Annotated in this window: 14 protein-coding genes and 4 tRNA genes; 10 read left to right on the top strand and 8 right to left on the bottom strand. The window is 40.6% G+C overall.

Annotated features, from left to right (window positions below):
• Window positions 1-58 precede the first annotated feature (58 nt).
• Window positions 59-1,483, top strand: coding sequence for a mannose-1-phosphate guanylyltransferase/mannose-6-phosphate isomerase (locus tag BG00_RS03640; protein ID WP_036980594.1), 1,425 nt, complete (start codon window positions 59-61; stop codon window positions 1,481-1,483).
• An 89-nt stretch (window positions 1,484-1,572) separates the two neighbouring features.
• Here BG00_RS03640 and BG00_RS03635 read toward each other — a convergent pair whose 3' ends face one another.
• The 3 genes from BG00_RS03635 to BG00_RS03625 form a co-directional block, all read right to left on the bottom strand.
• Window positions 1,573-3,729, bottom strand: coding sequence for a response regulator (locus BG00_RS03635; RefSeq protein ID WP_036983337.1), 2,157 nt, complete (start codon window positions 3,727-3,729; stop codon window positions 1,573-1,575).
• A gap of 80 nt (window positions 3,730-3,809) precedes the next feature.
• Window positions 3,810-4,466, bottom strand: coding sequence for a helix-turn-helix transcriptional regulator (locus tag BG00_RS03630; protein ID WP_008108518.1), 657 nt, complete (start codon window positions 4,464-4,466; stop codon window positions 3,810-3,812).
• 215 nt (window positions 4,467-4,681) lie between these two features.
• Window positions 4,682-5,053: a histidine triad nucleotide-binding protein gene (locus BG00_RS03625; protein ID WP_036980592.1), complete on the bottom strand. Its 372-nt coding sequence runs from the start codon at window positions 5,051-5,053 to the stop codon at window positions 4,682-4,684.
• 92 nt (window positions 5,054-5,145) lie between these two features.
• On the opposite strand from BG00_RS03625, the gene BG00_RS03620 reads away from it, so the two are divergent.
• Entirely contained in the window at window positions 5,146-5,748 is a 603-nt protein-coding gene (locus BG00_RS03620) for a DUF2057 domain-containing protein (protein ID WP_036980590.1), read from the top strand.
• Window positions 5,749-5,805: 57 nt separating this feature from the next.
• On the opposite strand, the gene BG00_RS03615 is transcribed toward BG00_RS03620, so the two are convergent.
• Complete coding sequence (locus tag BG00_RS03615) at window positions 5,806-7,647, bottom strand: M1 family metallopeptidase (RefSeq protein ID WP_036980588.1); 1,842 nt, start codon at window positions 7,645-7,647, stop codon at window positions 5,806-5,808.
• Between the two features lie 142 nt (window positions 7,648-7,789).
• Here BG00_RS03615 and murB point away from each other — a divergent pair, with 142 nt between their 5' ends.
• The 8 genes from murB to tuf all read left to right on the top strand — a co-directional run bounded on the left by murB (window position 7,790) and on the right by tuf (window position 12,337).
• The gene (murB, locus tag BG00_RS03610) at window positions 7,790-8,791 is read left to right on the top strand and encodes a UDP-N-acetylmuramate dehydrogenase (protein ID WP_036980586.1); all 1,002 of its coding nucleotides are present in this window, start codon (window positions 7,790-7,792) and stop codon (window positions 8,789-8,791) included.
• Window positions 8,792-8,796: 5 nt separating this feature from the next.
• Window positions 8,797-9,789 carry a bifunctional biotin--[acetyl-CoA-carboxylase] ligase/biotin operon repressor BirA gene (birA, locus tag BG00_RS03605; RefSeq protein WP_036980585.1) on the top strand — a complete coding sequence of 331 codons (993 nt, stop codon included), beginning with the start codon at window positions 8,797-8,799 and terminating at the stop codon, window positions 9,787-9,789.
• Window positions 9,786-10,484 carry a type III pantothenate kinase gene (locus BG00_RS03600; protein WP_036980583.1) on the top strand — a complete coding sequence of 233 codons (699 nt, stop codon included), beginning with the start codon at window positions 9,786-9,788 and terminating at the stop codon, window positions 10,482-10,484. The genes birA and BG00_RS03600 overlap by 4 nt, the downstream gene beginning before the upstream one ends.
• Window positions 10,485-10,610: 126 nt before the next feature.
• Window positions 10,611-10,686 (top strand) — tRNA-Thr (locus BG00_RS03595).
• 39 nt (window positions 10,687-10,725) lie between these two features.
• Window positions 10,726-10,810 (top strand) — tRNA-Tyr (locus tag BG00_RS03590).
• A 46-nt stretch (window positions 10,811-10,856) separates the two neighbouring features.
• Window positions 10,857-10,931, top strand: a tRNA-Gly gene (locus BG00_RS03585).
• Between the two features lie 10 nt (window positions 10,932-10,941).
• Window positions 10,942-11,017: transfer RNA gene (locus BG00_RS03580), tRNA-Thr, on the top strand.
• 135 nt (window positions 11,018-11,152) lie between these two features.
• Entirely contained in the window at window positions 11,153-12,337 is a 1,185-nt protein-coding gene (gene tuf / locus BG00_RS03575; RefSeq protein WP_036980581.1) for an elongation factor Tu, read from the top strand.
• Between the two features lie 253 nt (window positions 12,338-12,590).
• Here the strand turns inward: tuf and BG00_RS03570 are convergent, their stop codons facing one another.
• From BG00_RS03570 to BG00_RS03555, 4 genes are all read right to left on the bottom strand, one after another.
• Window positions 12,591-13,499: a hypothetical protein gene (locus BG00_RS03570; RefSeq protein WP_036980578.1), complete on the bottom strand. Its 909-nt coding sequence runs from the start codon at window positions 13,497-13,499 to the stop codon at window positions 12,591-12,593.
• A gap of 174 nt (window positions 13,500-13,673) precedes the next feature.
• Window positions 13,674-14,864 carry a dipeptidase gene (locus BG00_RS03565; protein ID WP_036980575.1) on the bottom strand — a complete coding sequence of 397 codons (1,191 nt, stop codon included), beginning with the start codon at window positions 14,862-14,864 and terminating at the stop codon, window positions 13,674-13,676.
• A 60-nt stretch (window positions 14,865-14,924) separates the two neighbouring features.
• Complete coding sequence (locus BG00_RS03560; protein WP_036980572.1) at window positions 14,925-15,170, bottom strand: YheU family protein; 246 nt, start codon at window positions 15,168-15,170, stop codon at window positions 14,925-14,927.
• 2 nt (window positions 15,171-15,172) lie between these two features.
• Window positions 15,173-16,159: a hydrolase gene (locus tag BG00_RS03555; RefSeq protein ID WP_036980569.1), complete on the bottom strand. Its 987-nt coding sequence runs from the start codon at window positions 16,157-16,159 to the stop codon at window positions 15,173-15,175.
• Between the last annotated feature and the right edge of the window lie 244 nt (window positions 16,160-16,403).

The following is a 16,403-nucleotide window of genomic DNA, read 5'->3' as shown; positions in this document are numbered from 1 at the left end:
ATTAGCGCCCAGCCGATAAAGTGCTAAAATAGCCGCTGATATTTTTATTGGCGGCTTTATGAATACAACCCTTATTACACCGGTAATTTTAGCTGGCGGTATTGGCACACGGCTTTGGCCGCTGTCGCGCCAAGCAATGCCAAAGCAGTTTTTATCTTTGCTTGATAATAAAAACCAGCAGTCGTTATTGCAAAGTACGTTAGTGCGTGTTGCAACTGAGGGCTTTAATCCCGCTATTTTGGTCTGTAATGAGCAGCATCGATTTATTGCCGCGGAGCAGGCAGCATTTGCAAAACCTCATGCCATAGTACTTGAGCCAGAAGGCAAAAATACCGCACCAGCTATTGCCCTTGCCGCGCACTATGCATTAAAAAATAATATTACAGGTCCTTTGTTGGTGATGCCTGCCGATCATCATATTGCAGATTTTACCGCATTAACTGCTCAGTTATCTGATGCGATTAAACTTGCTGAGCAAGGTAAATTAGTTACATTTTCAATCACACCAACAGAGCCACACACAGGTTATGGGTATATAAAACAGGGCGCAGCCATTAAAGATAGCTGTTGTTTTGAAGTTGACCAGTTTAAAGAAAAGCCTGATTTAGCAACTGCATTAACTTATTTAGCTGAGGGCGGTTATAGTTGGAACAGTGGCATGTTTTTATTTACTCCCGCGGCATATCTAAAAGAGCTGGAACGCTTTGCGCCAAAAATAGCTAAAAGTGTTGCTAGTGCCACTGATTTTAAACAAGACTTAGCGTTTACTAGAGCAAATACTCATGCACTTGAATCTTGCCCAAGTGACTCGATTGATTATGCTATTTTAGAGCGCAGCAATAATGTGGTGGTAATGCCCGTTGCATTAAATTGGAGCGATGTGGGTAGTTTTTCTGCACTGGCAGCGCTAAGTAAAAAAGAGCCACAGGGTAATAACCCACACCAAGAACATATCGCCCAAAACAGTAGTAACAACTTAGTTATTAGCGAAGATGGACACACAATAGCGACATTAGGAGTAAGCGATTTAGCAATTATTCATACCCACGACGCCACTTTAATTGCTGATCAAAATGCGCTTGATGCCCTCCCGTTATTGCTCAAGCAACTGGCAACAACACATAATAACAAACTGACACACCATCAGGTGGTTTACCGCCCTTGGGGAAATTATCGTACGCTGGTAGAAAGTATCGGTTTTAAAGTAAAAAAAATAACCGTTAATAGTGGGGCTAGGCTCTCAACGCAGCGTCATCAGCATCGCGCTGAGCATTGGGTGGTAGTATCAGGCACTGCAGATATATGTATTGACCAGCAAAGCTTAACGCTGACCCACGACCAATCTTGTTATATTGCTGCAAAACAGCTGCACAGTTTAGCGAATAATCAGCCCGAGCCCTTAGTTGTTATTGAAGTTCAAACGGGTGCCATTTTAGATGAAAGCGATATAGAGCGATTTGACGATATATACGGTAGAAAGTAACAGTATAAATAGTGAAAATACTTGATTATTTGTCACTGCAGTAAAACTTGGTAGCCCGTAGCCCGTAGCCCGTAGCCCGTAGCCCGTTTTTACCCTAGCCCTTGCCGTACATACTTTAAATACGCCTCTAAACTGTGTTGCCACAGTGTGCTGGCTTCATTTAATGAGTTATTTAATGGTTTTTTATCTAGTAAGCGTCGCTCAATTTTTTTAAGGGCTAATCCATAGCTATTAAAGCCAAGTTGCATGGCGGTGCTTGCTTGGCGATGTAATAACTTAATGCATTGCTCGGGGTCTTGCTCTAATAAAGCTTGGCAACGGCTCAGCTTATTACGAGCAGAAAGAATAAATTCATTATAAATAGAAGACACTTCATCAATACTAAAAGAGCTTGTAAGGGTTTCTGTTGCGGTTTCATCGTATAACGTATCAATCAGCTCGATGGCAATATTAGCTGTTTGTGTTGACTGTGAATCACTCAATGCTTGGCGTAGTTTTTCTTGCTTTAATGGCTTGCCAACAATGTCTTTAATACCCAATGCTAAGTATTCTTTTATTTCATCAGGGCTTAAACTGGCAGTAAAGGCCAGCACCGGCGTTCGCTGATTTTTATGCTCCACCCGTTTGAGTGTTTTTAGTACCTGTTGCCCTGTTAAATCGGGTAGGTTCATATCAAGTAGCACCACATCAAAGTGGTATTTTTTCATCAACTCAATCGCACTTTTGCCATCTTTAGCGAGCTTAATTTTATGCTCGTCGTCTGCCATAAATTCAACGGCAATTTTTTGGTTCAGATCTAAATCTTCAACAAGTAATACATCGAGTCCGGTTAAATAGTCTTTACTTTGATGGCGTTGCTCGACGAGACTAAGCTCACCAATGGCTAACGTCATGTTAAAGCTAAAGACACTACCTACTCCCAGCTCACTGGTAATTTCTAGCTGGCTATTAATTTTATCGAGAAGGCGACTAGTTATAGCAAGTCCGAGGCCTGTTCCGCCTTTTTCTTTACCGGCACTGCTTTGAATGTAGGGCTCAGTTAAATAATCAATTTCATCTTTTTCAATACCGGGGCCTGAATCGAGTACACTTACTTTAAGAGTGTGATCTAGCTGGGTTTCATTAACTAAATCTATTTGTACTTTTACCATACCGTTATCGGTAAATTTAATCGCATTACCTACAAGGTTAATAATAATTTGTCTGAGTTTTTGTTGGTCGCAGTAGTAACAGGCTTTATCGGGGATATTACAGGCAAGCTCAAATTTAAGTTGTTTTTGTTCGGCCAGAGGGCTTAACAGCAAACATAAGTTTTGCAGCCATGTTTTAAACTCTATGTCTTCTTCGTACAGGGCTTCGTCGTGCTGATCTAAGCTTGCGTATTCCAGCACTTTATCTACCAGTAAGTTGAGTGACTCTGCTGAATTGATAATTGCCTCACAATAGGCTTTATTGCGGCTGTCGCTGGTTTGATTTAATATCAGTTGTGCACTGCCTAATATGCCGTTTAGTGGTGTGCGTATTTCATGGCTGATGGTGGATAAAAACAGTCCGCGAATTTCTAAATCTTTATGAGCTTTTTCAGTGAGCTTATTAAGTCGTAATTCCCTGCGCTCATTACATAACAACGCCATACCTGCAGCATAAAACATGGGGGCAATAACACTGTTTAAAAATAACAGTGAGTTAAACCATGAATTTAAAATGGCATCCTGTTGTGCAATGTCATCCATAAATAGGCTTCGGGTAATAAAACTTGCTGCAACTAAAGTTAAAATAATTATGTAAACAATGCTGGCGTTAGGGTAGGGTTTTCGCGCATATTTTATAAATATAAATAATAAAAAAGTGGCCTCTACAATATGCTGCAAATCAGAAATATATACCCGCGAGCGCATTGAAGGCTGTAAAAATGTGAAATAAACAAGCATCAAAGCGCTGAGCGCTGTAAATAGGCAAACAAACTTAAGGCCACGACCATGATAATTTAAAAATTGACTCAGTGACAAACAATGCACAATAGAAGCTAAAAACATCATGTTATTAGCAAGGGTAATGGCAATCTGATCAGGAATTTTGCCTATTAGTGCAAAACTAACAATGGCAGTTAATAGCAGTAAAGGATAGAAAATATAAAGTAACGTGCCGGGAACATGCTTATTGGTACGCCAGGTTAAAAAGTTCAGTAGCGTCATCACTGTTATAACGGCGATACTGGCAAAATAAAGCGTAAATGAGTCGAGCATTAAGACCCCAACAGCGTTTTTTAAAGAAGATATAAAAACAGGCACTTAAAGTGCCTGTATGGTATTTATTCAAACAAACGTTAACGAATTTCGTCAGGAATGTTTTGTTGTGCCCAAGAAAGTAATTCAATACGGTTACGGCATTTAGTTTTTCTAAATGCACTGTATAAATGAGTTTTAACCGTATGCGGGCTAATACTTAACTCTTCAGCAATTTCTTTATTTTTAGAACCATTACTCATTAACGAGATAATTGCTTTTTCACGCTTCGTTAGCTTTATTGGTTCAATATCACCATCAGTTAGCTTATGCAGCGCATCTTTATTAAATTGCAGCATGCGGTTAAGTGCATTACACATAATGTCACGACGATACCAAAGCTGATCTTCGAGTAATAAACGAATCCCTTTCATGAGTACATCGGCATTATCTGTGGTGTAAAATACACCACGAATACCGCTGAGTAGTGCGCGATTAGCAAGCTCTGGGTTTTCATCTAAATTGAACAACACAATATCGCACTTGATGCGTAAATTAACGAGTTGCTCTTTTAGCTTTGTCCATGCGTCTTTACTTGATGTTTCAATGAACAATAAGCGAGTACCTACCGGAACATCTAAAATATTTGTACCCGTAGTAACGTCAAGGCCTTGTGTTTTTAACAATGGCTCTAAAACGTTAATACCAATAGTGTTAATTGGTTCTTCATCTAACAACAAAAAGGCTGAACTGCTCATGTTTTTTTTTACTCTTTTATAAAGCTGGCTAATTAATTTTACCACAATCCCTACACACCTTTTGTATTAGAGAATCGTTATTTCACTGGAGAAAAGGTGCGATTTCCGATTATTTAAACATAAAATGTTGCAAATAAGTAATTGTTTTTTTTCGTGTAGTAAGAAAAACGCCGTATTTTTGATTTTTTTAAACTAATCTAAGATTTAACTAAGCACTATAGCGCCGTTTTTTTAGTTTCTTGGTATGGAGGCCAGCCCATTTCTTTACCTGCGAGCATATGTAAATGTATGTGATACACAGTTTGGCCACCATGTTCATTACAGTTCATCACAACGCGGTAGCCGTCATCGCTAAAGTTGTGTTGCTTGGCCAGTTTTGCGGCGACCGTGTATAAATTACCAACTAAATGTGAGTTTTCATTATTTATATCATTTATAGTGGCAATTGGTTGCTTGGGAATAATTAATATATGAAATGGCGCTTGAGGATTAATGTCTTTAAACGCTAGCGTGTCATCGTCTTCGTAAATAATATCGGCTGGAATTTCGCGATTAATAATTTTAGTAAAAATAGTCTCTTGGCTCATAATGATGACTCTAATTTATTTGATTAATATATGTGTCACTAATGACAAATTTTGCTAGCAGTGTCAAACTGAAATCAACTAAAGGAGTAATTATGCGTAAATCAATATTATTAGGCAGTGTAGCGGCGCTCTTAGTGAGTGCATCGAGTTTGGCAGAAAATATTCACTTTCCTGAGGAATTTGTTCCTTTGCAAGTGGGTGACCGAATAATTGAAAGTTCGCTTTTTAGTCGTGTTGATGATGTTGAATTAGCACCGGGTACTTATCAGCTAAAACTTAAATACACAGATTTATATGACTTAGGTTATGACGATCATGAAGTGATTGAATCAGAACCTTTTTGGGTGAATGTAACCATTGAAGCGGGTAAAGATTACACCTTAGTATTTAATCGTGCTGAAAATGCGGTAGCGGCAAAAGTATTTGCTGAAGCACCGCAAGTGAGTTTAAAAGCAAAAGGCAGCACCTTAGCTAAGCCATTAAATATTATTGCCGAACGACAAGTTCAAAGCGCACAGTTTAACCAGCAAACAATAGCAACCCCAGCGGGCCCGCAAAAACCGAGTCGTCCCATTAAACCGATTACGCCAATTAATGGAAAAGGCATGCCAAGTGCGGCAAATATGCTCGACTTTTGGTGGCAACAAGCAACGCTCGCTGAAAGGCAGGCTTTTTTAGATAAAGTAACAAAATAATTAAGCATTAAAAAAGGGCCAAATTGGCCCTTTTTAGTTTATTGGTAACGCTATTATTTATTCAAATAACGCGTCAATAGTACCTTGTGCAAGTGGGTGATAACCTGGACGTGCTTTTAAGTACACGCTTTGTGCCCAGTCTTTTTTACCATGTGTAATAAGTGCTTTGTAAAGTGGCACTATTAGCTTACGACGACCAATACCCGATAAGTGTTTATCTAGCGCAGGGTAAATCGGTTGGTAACCGTTACCCACTGCTAGCATATACCATGCAAATGCGCGTTCTGCGTTAGTTGATTGGGTTAAGTTAAACTCGCCGTCTAATTCAGTCATTTTTTCAATGCTTAAATCGCGCGGTAGGTTATTTAAAAAGTGCAGCCACTCATGCACTGTCCAATTTGCAGTAGGTAATTGTGCGGCAGTTGTATCCCCCTTTAACCATGCTTGTGTTGCAGCATCTACTTTATCGAACGCATCAGAGGTAGGGTTAGGTGCATCACTTGGTAAACCAGGCTCAAAAATCCACTCGTTCACTTTATCCATGCTCACTACACCAGGGTACTTTTCAATTAAGTTAGCTTTGATGTAAGTCACAAATTGCGCAGTGGTTAGTGACTTAAACGCAAATTCATTAAAGTAAGTTTTAACAAAGTCATCAAACTTATCACGGCCATATTTTTCTTCTAGGTAGATTAAAAATAGCTGACCCTTTGTGTAAGGCACTGAGCTAAACGCATCATCTGGATCGCGGCCATTAAGTTTTAAATTAAGGCGAGTGTCTGGTGCATCAATGGTTTTAAGTTGCGCACGCAGGCCAGCTGCATCAAGCGCTTGCTCCATTACTGCACGGTCGCGACCAAATACTTCTTCCATAATGCGGTTTTCAACATAAGAGGTAAATCCTTCGTTTAACCATAAGTCTTCCCATGTGGCATTGGTTACTAAGTTACCAGACCAAGAGTGAGCAAGCTCATGTGCAATCAGGTTAACGAGGCTTTTATCGCCAGCAACAACGGTTGGGGTAATAAATGATAGACGCGGGTTTTCCATGCCACCAAATGGGAAGCTAGGCGGTAGCATAAGTAAGTCATAGCGACCCCAAGCATATTCACCATACATCGCATTGGTTTTGTCGATCATCGCTTGGGTGTCATTAAATTCAGCAACTGAGGCATCTAAAATAGTCGGTTCAGCAAAAATACCGGTTTGTTTAGACATCGCTTTAAATTCTAAGTTACCAGCACCAATCGCAATTAAGTAAGGCGAAATTGCTTGTGGCATATTGAAGTGGTAATCACCGTCTTTATAAAGGGCATCTTTATTATCGGCACTCATTACCGCACGCACATCTTCAGGGGTATGAATACGTGCAGAATAAGTCACACGCATTGCCGGTGTGTCTTGCACAGGGATCCAACTACGTGCATGTATCGCTTGCGATTGACTATACATAAACGGGTGCGTTTTACTGGCTGTTTGCTCTGGCGTTAACCACTGTAAGCCCGACGCTTCTGGGCGACTGTTGTAGTAAATACGGACTTTTTCAGCTTGGCTTTTAAATGTAATGGTTAGTTTTGAGCCTTTAACATCGTCGCGATTAGCAAGGTTAAAACTGGCTTTATGCCAATTGCCATTGGCTGTTTGATACATCACTTTATCAATATCAAGATCGCGGGTATCAAGTACTAGCTTTGTGCTTTTCGCGTTTTGCCATTGTAGCGTATGCTCAACAAAACCTTCTAATTGCTTGTCGGCAAAGTCGATGTCTAAATCAAGGTTTAAATGCGTGGTGATAACATCATCAAGGTTGGCGTAGGAATTTTGATCAATAGCGCTAGCCATTGCTTGCGAGCACATACCGGCCATAACGAGGCTTAAAAAAAGAGGTTTGATTTTCATAATTACCTTGAGTACAAATAAAAAAGTACCCGTTTTATAACATGATTGCCACAGTGGGTTGAACAATTTTTACAAGCTGATGCGCAATTTGCGACGATGAGTTAAACTAGAGCGATTAATTACTGGTACCTTTAGGACCCTTGTGGCGCACTCATTACAACCCCTACATACATTTGCATTAAGTAGCCAATGCCAAAATTTTATTGAGATCACCGACTCAGCGCAGCTTCAAACTCAGAGCTTTAACGCGCCTTTTTGTCTGTTAGGGGAGGGCAGTAATACCATTTTTTTAAATGATTATGCTGGCACGGTTATTAAAATGGCGACCCAAGGAATTAATATTACTGAGCGGGAAAATGATTTTTTAGTCAGTGCGGCTGCCGGTGAAAATTGGCATCAATTAGTGACTTACTTGCTTGAGCAAGGCATAGCAGGGTTTGAAAATTTAGCACTCATACCAGGCACTGTCGGTGCTGCGCCAGTGCAAAATATTGGTGCCTACGGTGTAGAGATTGCGCAATTTGTAGAAGCTATTGACTATTTTGATATTAATAGCAACTGCTTCAAATCTTTAACTAATCAGCAATGCCACTTTGCTTATCGTGAATCGGTTTTTAAACACGCGTTAAAAAATAAAGCGGTGATCACCCAAGTGCGCTTTAAACTGCCAAAAATATGGCAACCAGTACTCAGTTATGGACCGCTACAACAACTAAAAAACCCGACGCCACAGCAAGTATGTGAGCAGGTGATACAAACACGCAATAGCAAACTCCCAGACCCTTATAAACTAGCTAATGCTGGGAGTTTTTTTAAAAACCCAATTATTACCAATGCTGCGTTAGTGCCGTTACTTGCGCAGTTTCCTGAGTTACCTCATTACCCACACGGAGCCGGTCATCATAAAGTCGCAGCGGGGTGGTTAATAGAACAAGCGGGATTAAAGGGATATAAGATTGCCGGTATTGAAGTGCATCAGCAGCAAGCTTTGGTGCTCGTTAACCATGGCCACAGTACAGGGGATGATTTGATCAGCATGATCACCCATATTCAAAACACTGTTTTAGCGCGCTATAACATAAGCTTAGAACACGAAGTGCGGTTAATTGATCAACACAATGAATGCCATATCTCTTTGGAGTAATTAACATGAAAGCACCTGATGGAAACAAGCTGGCTATTTTAAATGAGCTTAATAAAGGCGGGTTTGTCTCTGGGCAAGCTTTAGGAGAGGAATTAGGAATTAGTCGTGCCGCTGTTAGTAAACACATTCAAAGCCTACAAGCTATGGGCTTAGATGTATTTAAAGTTACAGGTAAAGGCTATTGCTTAAATAACCAAGTAGGGTTACTTAATCAGGAAAAAATACAACAGCTTTATGCTGAGTTAGGGCAAAATACCGCTAATATTGAAGTGCAGCCGCTCATTGATTCAACCAACAGCGAACTAATGCGCCGCATTCAGGCTAAAACACCACTTCAGTCGGGCACGGTAATCGTTGCCGAAATGCAGCAAGCAGGGCGCGGGCGTCGAGGGCGTGTATGGCAATCGCCATTTGGTGCCAACTTATACTACAGCTATTTTTGGCGATTAGATGATGGTTTACAAGCCGCTATGGGTGTATCGATTGCTGTTGGTTTAGCGGTGTATGATGCGATAAAAGCACTTTATGGTATTGATGTAGAGTTAAAGTGGCCAAACGACATTTACATAAACAAACAAAAGCTCGCTGGCGTATTAGTTGAATTAGACGGGCAACCACAAGGGCCGTGTCAGTTGGTGATAGGAATTGGTATTAATTTAAATATGCCACAAAGTGCCAGTCAGCACATTGACCAAGCATGGACAGATTTAAGTCAGCACACTCAGCAGCTAGATAAAAATCAACTAGTAGCTTCATTAACTTATTGGTTAGAGCAGCGCTTAGCGCAATATCGCGAGAACGGCTTACAAACTATGTATCATCAATGGAATGCATTAAATGCGTTTGCAGGCGAGCAGGTAGAGCTTAATACTGGGCATCGTAGTTGGCGTGGCATTTGTGAAGGTATAGATGCGCACGGTGGTGTACGTATTCGCCAAGACGGCGAAGTAAAAAGTTATTATGGCGGCGAGATTTCATTAAGAAAGGCGCAAGCATGAGATTGTTAATTGATGTAGGTAATACTTCACTCAAAGCCGTATTGTGGGAAAACGGGCAAATACAGCCATGTGATATTAATAATATTTTATGGCAGCAAATTACGGTTGTTATTTACGCTTGTGTTGGTCGTAGCGAGTTACTTAAACAATTATTAGCGCAAGCCAAATCGCATAATATTGATTGTTTTGAGGCTACGGTTAGTAGTGAGCTTGGTGGGTTGCGCTGCGCGTATCAGCAAGTAGGTAATTTGGGTATAGATAGATGGTTGGCGCTTATTAGCGGTTATACGCTTTACCCTAATATGGCCGCTATTGTTGTTGATGCTGGTACGGCTACCACTATAGACGTTCTCAATAATGATGGGCAGCATCTAGGAGGCTGGATATTACCTGGGCTTGATTTAATGACCTCATCACTCACTCAAAATACTCAGCGGGTATTTGATGATGCAAACACGCCATTTGCTAATGAGCTTGGAAAAAACACCCCTAATGGGTTAAAAAACGGAGCCTTAGTGGCAACTATGGGTGCCATTGAGCAAGCAAGATTGCATTTAAAGACAAAAAATAGCCTTTTAATTTTTGCGGGTGGTTATGGTCAGCTGTTACAAGGGCATTTTTCACAGAGTATTTTCGACCCAATGCTAGTAATGAAAGGCTTAAATTACTGGTATGAGTTAGCTAAAAAGAGTTAAAAACAACAAAAAAATAGCTTTTTGCGCGAATAGTGAGCATTTGAAGCATTAAATCACATTTTTTTTAATTTTTTGGTTGCATCCCAATAAACCTTACTCTAGAATCTCGCCCCGTACTAAAGCAGTGCCGACTTAGCTCAGCTGGTAGAGCAACTGACTTGTAATCAGTAGGTCAACCGTTCGACTCGGTTAGTCGGCACCACTTTCCTTTTACCGGAAGTGCTTAGTAAAGAATTATCGTGGAGGGGTTCCCGAGCGGCCAAAGGGATCAGACTGTAAATCTGACGGCTCAGCCTTCGCTGGTTCGAATCCAGCTCCCTCCACCACTTTATTCTAGACGGTTAGAGGTAGTTTAAGAACAGGTTCCTTAAAGCGGGCATCGTATAATGGCTATTACCTCAGCCTTCCAAGCTGATGATGCGGGTTCGATTCCCGCTGCCCGCTCCAATTTGATGATGCTGATATAGCTCAGTTGGTAGAGCGCACCCTTGGTAAGGGTGAGGTCGGCAGTTCAAATCTGCCTATCAGCACCAGTCAATCGAATCGCCTTAAACACTTCCTTTATCTGTCAGAAAAAACTATTTGAAATTTGAAAAAATTAACTTAATCTACCTATGGTGGATTATTTTCATATGTAATCTAGATACACAAAACTGATAGGTTCCGTCATGGCAAAAGAAAAGTTTGAACGCGTAAAACCGCACGTAAACGTTGGTACAATTGGCCACGTTGACCACGGTAAAACTACACTAACTGCAGCAATCACTAATGTACTTGCAAAAGTATACGGCGGTGTTGCTAAAGATTTCGCATCAATCGATAACGCTCCAGAAGAGCGCGAGCGTGGTATCACAATCTCAACTTCTCACGTTGAGTACGATACACCAACTCGTCACTACGCACACGTAGACTGTCCTGGACACGCCGATTATGTTAAAAACATGATCACTGGTGCTGCTCAAATGGACGGCGCTATCTTAGTAGTTGCTGCGACTGACGGTCCTATGCCACAAACGCGTGAGCACATCCTACTTTCTCGCCAAGTTGGCGTTCCTTACATCGTTGTGTTCATGAACAAATGTGACATGGTTGATGATGAAGAACTACTTGAGCTAGTAGAAATGGAAGTTCGTGAACTTCTTTCTGAATACGACTTCCCAGGTGATGACTTACCACTAATTCAAGGTTCTGCACTTAAAGCACTTGAAGGCGAAGAGCAATGGGAAGCTAAAATCGTAGAGCTTGCAGAAGCACTAGATTCTTACATTCCAGAGCCAGAGCGTGACATCGATAAGCCATTCATCATGCCTATCGAAGACGTTTTCTCAATCCAAGGTCGTGGTACTGTTGTAACTGGCCGTGTTGAAGCTGGTATCATCAACGTGAACGACGAAGTTGAAATCGTTGGTATCAAAGAGACGACTAAGTCTACTTGTACTGGTGTTGAGATGTTCCGTAAGCTTCTTGACGAAGGTCGTGCTGGTGAGAACATTGGTGCACTTTTACGTGGTACTAAGCGTGAAGACGTTGAACGTGGTCAAGTACTAGCTAAGCCTGGTTCAATCAAGCCACACACTACATTCACTTCAGAAGTATACGTACTTTCGAAAGATGAAGGTGGTCGTCATACTCCATTCTTCAAAGGTTACCGTCCACAGTTCTACTTCCGTACAACTGACGTAACAGGTGACGTACAGTTACCAGAAGGCGTAGAAATGGTAATGCCTGGTGATAACGTTAAGATGACAGTAACACTAATCGCGCCAATCGCGATGGACGAAGGTCTTCGTTTCGCTATCCGTGAAGGTGGCCGTACTGTAGGTGCTGGTGTTGTAGCAACTATCGTAGAGTAATAATTAACGTTTAAGTTAATTGTTAGAAAAAGGTCACTTAGGTGGCCTTTTTTAATGGCTGCGATTTACATCATGTGAAGGTGGCGCAGTTACCTTAGGCGTAGGTGCTTTGTAGCAACTATCGTAGAGTAATCATTAGTTGTAATGCATTAAGCATTAATAAAACCCGAGCTCAGTCTCGGGTTTTTTTAATGTCTGAAGTAAAAGTATTAATGTTATCGCTGTAACAAAGTAGGAGCATGAACTTAATCAGTTAGTAACCAGCATTCTTACGTAATTCATCAAGCATATCTTGGTTACCCATCATTTCGTCAAGCGTTGCCCTGACTGCATTGTCAGAGGTATTGTCATAAACTGAAAGTAGATGCTGTGCCATTTGCTTTGTATAGCCATCTTGTTTATTTTGAGCTTGGTAGTATTGCGCCATCAACCCTTGTGCAGCTAAGCGACGGATATAATCATTCGTGTCTTGTTCTAACAAGATTGTAAATTGCTCTGCAAGGCGGTAATCAAGTACCGGTGTCTGAGTTGTTAACTCAACAGCTTGAATTTTAAATTTTTCGTCACTACTGTTGTTCGCTAAATTTAACATGTTACCTACTACTTCATAGTCATACTCGGGCATAGTAGATTTATTTAGAATATACATATTCATTTGCAGTTGGCTCAGTGCAGCTAACCTATTTAAATCAGAGATGCTTGGATCTAAAGTTTGCTCTCTTAATTGAGAGTTTATTTGTTTAGCATAATCAGGTTCTGATTTGATCCTTAAATCATAGTCTTCTGGTAAGTCTGCATAAAAGCTATAAAGAGGATTTTGCTCACGTCGTTTTTCATCTTCTTGCTGCTGTTTTTCCTCTAGTACGTCAAGAACAAGTTCCTTAAATTCGTCGGTATCTTGTTCTTGATAAGAGCCATTAGCGTGCAGTGTTAAGTTTGCTACTTTGCGTTGTAGCGAACTTACTTTCTTGCTTAGTTCGTCAATTAAGGCTTCATTTGATTGCTGATATTCTGCAGGAGTACTATTAGAAACTGTGGGGCTTAGCTGTTGCTTGGGTTTATTAAGTGAACTGGGCTGATCTTTAAAAAATGTTCCGTAGCATGAAATTACCAAGGCAAGTGTTGCTATAGTAATCGCAATAGTTCCTTTGTTTATAGTCATAAAATAATCTGCCTCTAAAATGGGTAATTCATCTGTTTTCGAAATATAAGTCTGTTAAAAAATGTGTTAAACGAGGATGAAATATACGGGTTAATTAAGAAGGCGGGGCGTGAGTGGCAAAATACGGTGTTTAAATTGGCTATAAGCGCTAGACCTAAGCCTAGCGCGTAAAGCTTAATGCGATTTTGCGTATTGCTCAGCTTGCTTCCACACTCTTAGTGTATTACCGCTTAAAATCTTTTTAATATCGCTGTCGCTGTAACCTCTGTCCATCAAACCTTGAACTAGGTTAGGGTAGCTAGATACATCCTTTAAGCCGATAGGCAGTGAGTCACCTACACCGTCATAATCAGAGCCAATACCAACATGTTCGATACCAATTAGCTTCACAACGTGATCAATATGATCAAGAACTTGCTCAAGGCTAGCAAATGGAAATGGATTTTTATCGCGGTACATCGCATCAAAATCTTTAGCTACTTTTTTGCCTTCTTCAGTAATTGTTTGTTTTTTACTTTTGAATTGATCGTACCAACTTCCGGCTTTTGAAGTAACAAAACTTGAACCAAAGTTAATTTGAATCACACCACCGTTCTTTTTAAGGGCTAACAGCATGTCGTCATTCATATTACGCTCAAAACCCGGCGTGTATTTACGTAGTGAAGAGTGTGACGCAATAACGGGTGTGTTAGACAATTCCATTACTTGATAAAATGCATCGTCCGAAATATGCGATACATCAATCAGCATGCCGATATTATTCATCTCTTTTACTAGCTCTTTACCAAATGGGCTCAAGCCTTTCCACTTGCGACGAATATCGTATGATGAGTCAGATATATGGTTGCTTTGTGAGTGAGCAAGGGTGATATAGCGCACACCACGATCAAAGAAGTGTTGTAGGTTTTTCATTTCGCCCTCGATAGGCGATCCGTTTTCCATACCCATGGCGATTGATATTTTATTGTCCTTAAACTGTTGCTCAATATCTTGTGTTGAGTCAGCAATGGCAAACTTGTCAGGTGCACGTTGTGCAATCGCTTCCATACCATCAATCAGTTGATTCGCTAATTGAAAGCTTTTTCCTTTGCCTTCAAACTCTAAATGGGCAGGAATATAAATCGACATAAATGGCGCGTTTAAGCCGCCTTTTACTGCACGAGGGTAATCAAAATCGCCGCCCTCAGTGGCTTTAGTTACATCCGCCCATTTATCATGAATGCGGTAAGGCACATCAATGTGGGTGTCGATTAAAATGGTATCGTGAGCAAGCTTGATTGCTTTATCCGAGGGGGTTATTTCAGCGCTGACTGCGCCGGTTAATGCAATCGACATTGCAGCAACTAGTGAGCTTAGTTTTATCATTTATAATGGCTCTTTGAGTTAAAAAAACCATTGTCTATTTTTACGTCGTGTCTGACAAGTTTACTCGTCGAATTGCGCTTCACTTTGCAGTGCTTTGAATTCACGTTTAGAGATTATGGTGACCGATTCATGCAGTTCAGAGAAAAACACCATAGCTTCGCCGCTTTTTAATTGCTGATTAACTTGCGCCACTTTACTTTCAATACTGAATTCTTGTTCGCCATAATCTGTGCCTTCACGCAGTACATAGCTTTCAATTAGGTTGTACAGTGTGTCTTTATCAAGTTGTTCAAAAGGAATAATCATAGTCACTCATTATCGGTGTTATTAAATACACATTGCTTAAAATAGTCAGGCACTACTTGCTCTAGCCAATACACGGGTTTAAATGGGTTGTTACCGCTAATAAAACCTACGTGGCCGCCTTTTTCAGAGATACGCAGCGTAACATGCTCACTTACATCTTGACTACTTGGAACTGCTTTAATCGACAGCATAGGGTCGTCTTTGGCATGAATAATTAGTGTAGGTGTCGCAATATCTTTTAAATACGGCATCGCACTGGCTTTTTTGTAGTAATCGTGTGCATTCTCAAAGCCATGCAACGGTGCTGTAAGCTGGTTATCGAACTCTAATAAATCGTCAATTTCCATTAATTGATCAGTGGTGATCGGTATCTGCTGTTTAATTTGCGGTAATTTACGTTGCATCGATTTTTTCATTCGATCGAGCAAATATTTTTGATAAATTTTACCTAAGCTTTTACGAATAACATCACTAGATGATGATAAATCATAGGGCGCAGATATCACGGCAGCTGCGTTAAGCGGGCAGTGAATGTTTTCTTCGCCTAAATACTTAGCCAGTACATTACCACCCAATGAAAAACCCACCGCTACAATAGGGCGATTTGGAAACTGTTGTTTTAAATGATTTATAAAAAAAGCTAAATCGGCGGTGTCGCCACTATGGTAGGCTCTTGGTAAGCGGTTTACTTCGGTTGAGCAGTTTCTAAAGTGCATCAATACGACAGCAAAGCCTTGCTTTTTTAATGCCTTCATCATGCCTTTGGCATAAAAACTGTTGATATTGCCTTCAAGTCCATGAAGTACCACTGCGAGTGGTGCTTTTTCGTTATGCGGGAGTGACCAAGCAAGCTCAATAAAGTCTCCGTCGGGCGTATCAAGTTGCGCAAGTTCGTAGCGAGTATGATGAAAAGGGCGGAAAAAACGCGGTATTATGGTTTGAACGTGTCGGTTGGTCATCCACCATGCAGGTTTGAACTTAGGGATCATGTCTGTACTACGCACTTTGCAATTAACGAAGCGCTAGTGTAGCAAATTTTTTATATTTAAAAATAAAAAGCGCCTAATCAGTAAACTAATAAGGCGCTTTGTGCGTCGTGCTTAATGCTGTTCTTTAATATCTGCATCGTGTACTTTTTTCATGAAAAAATACACAAAGAAGAGGCATAAACTAATAACGACGCCTAAAAATCCAAATGATAAAAATAGTACTGGGTCGCTAAAAAAATCTCTA

This window comes from Pseudoalteromonas sp. SCSIO_11900 (assembly GCF_000576475.1).
Classification (GTDB): Bacteria; Pseudomonadota; Gammaproteobacteria; order Enterobacterales; family Alteromonadaceae; genus Pseudoalteromonas; species Pseudoalteromonas tetraodonis.
This window is presented reverse-complemented; position numbering and strand designations above follow the sequence as displayed.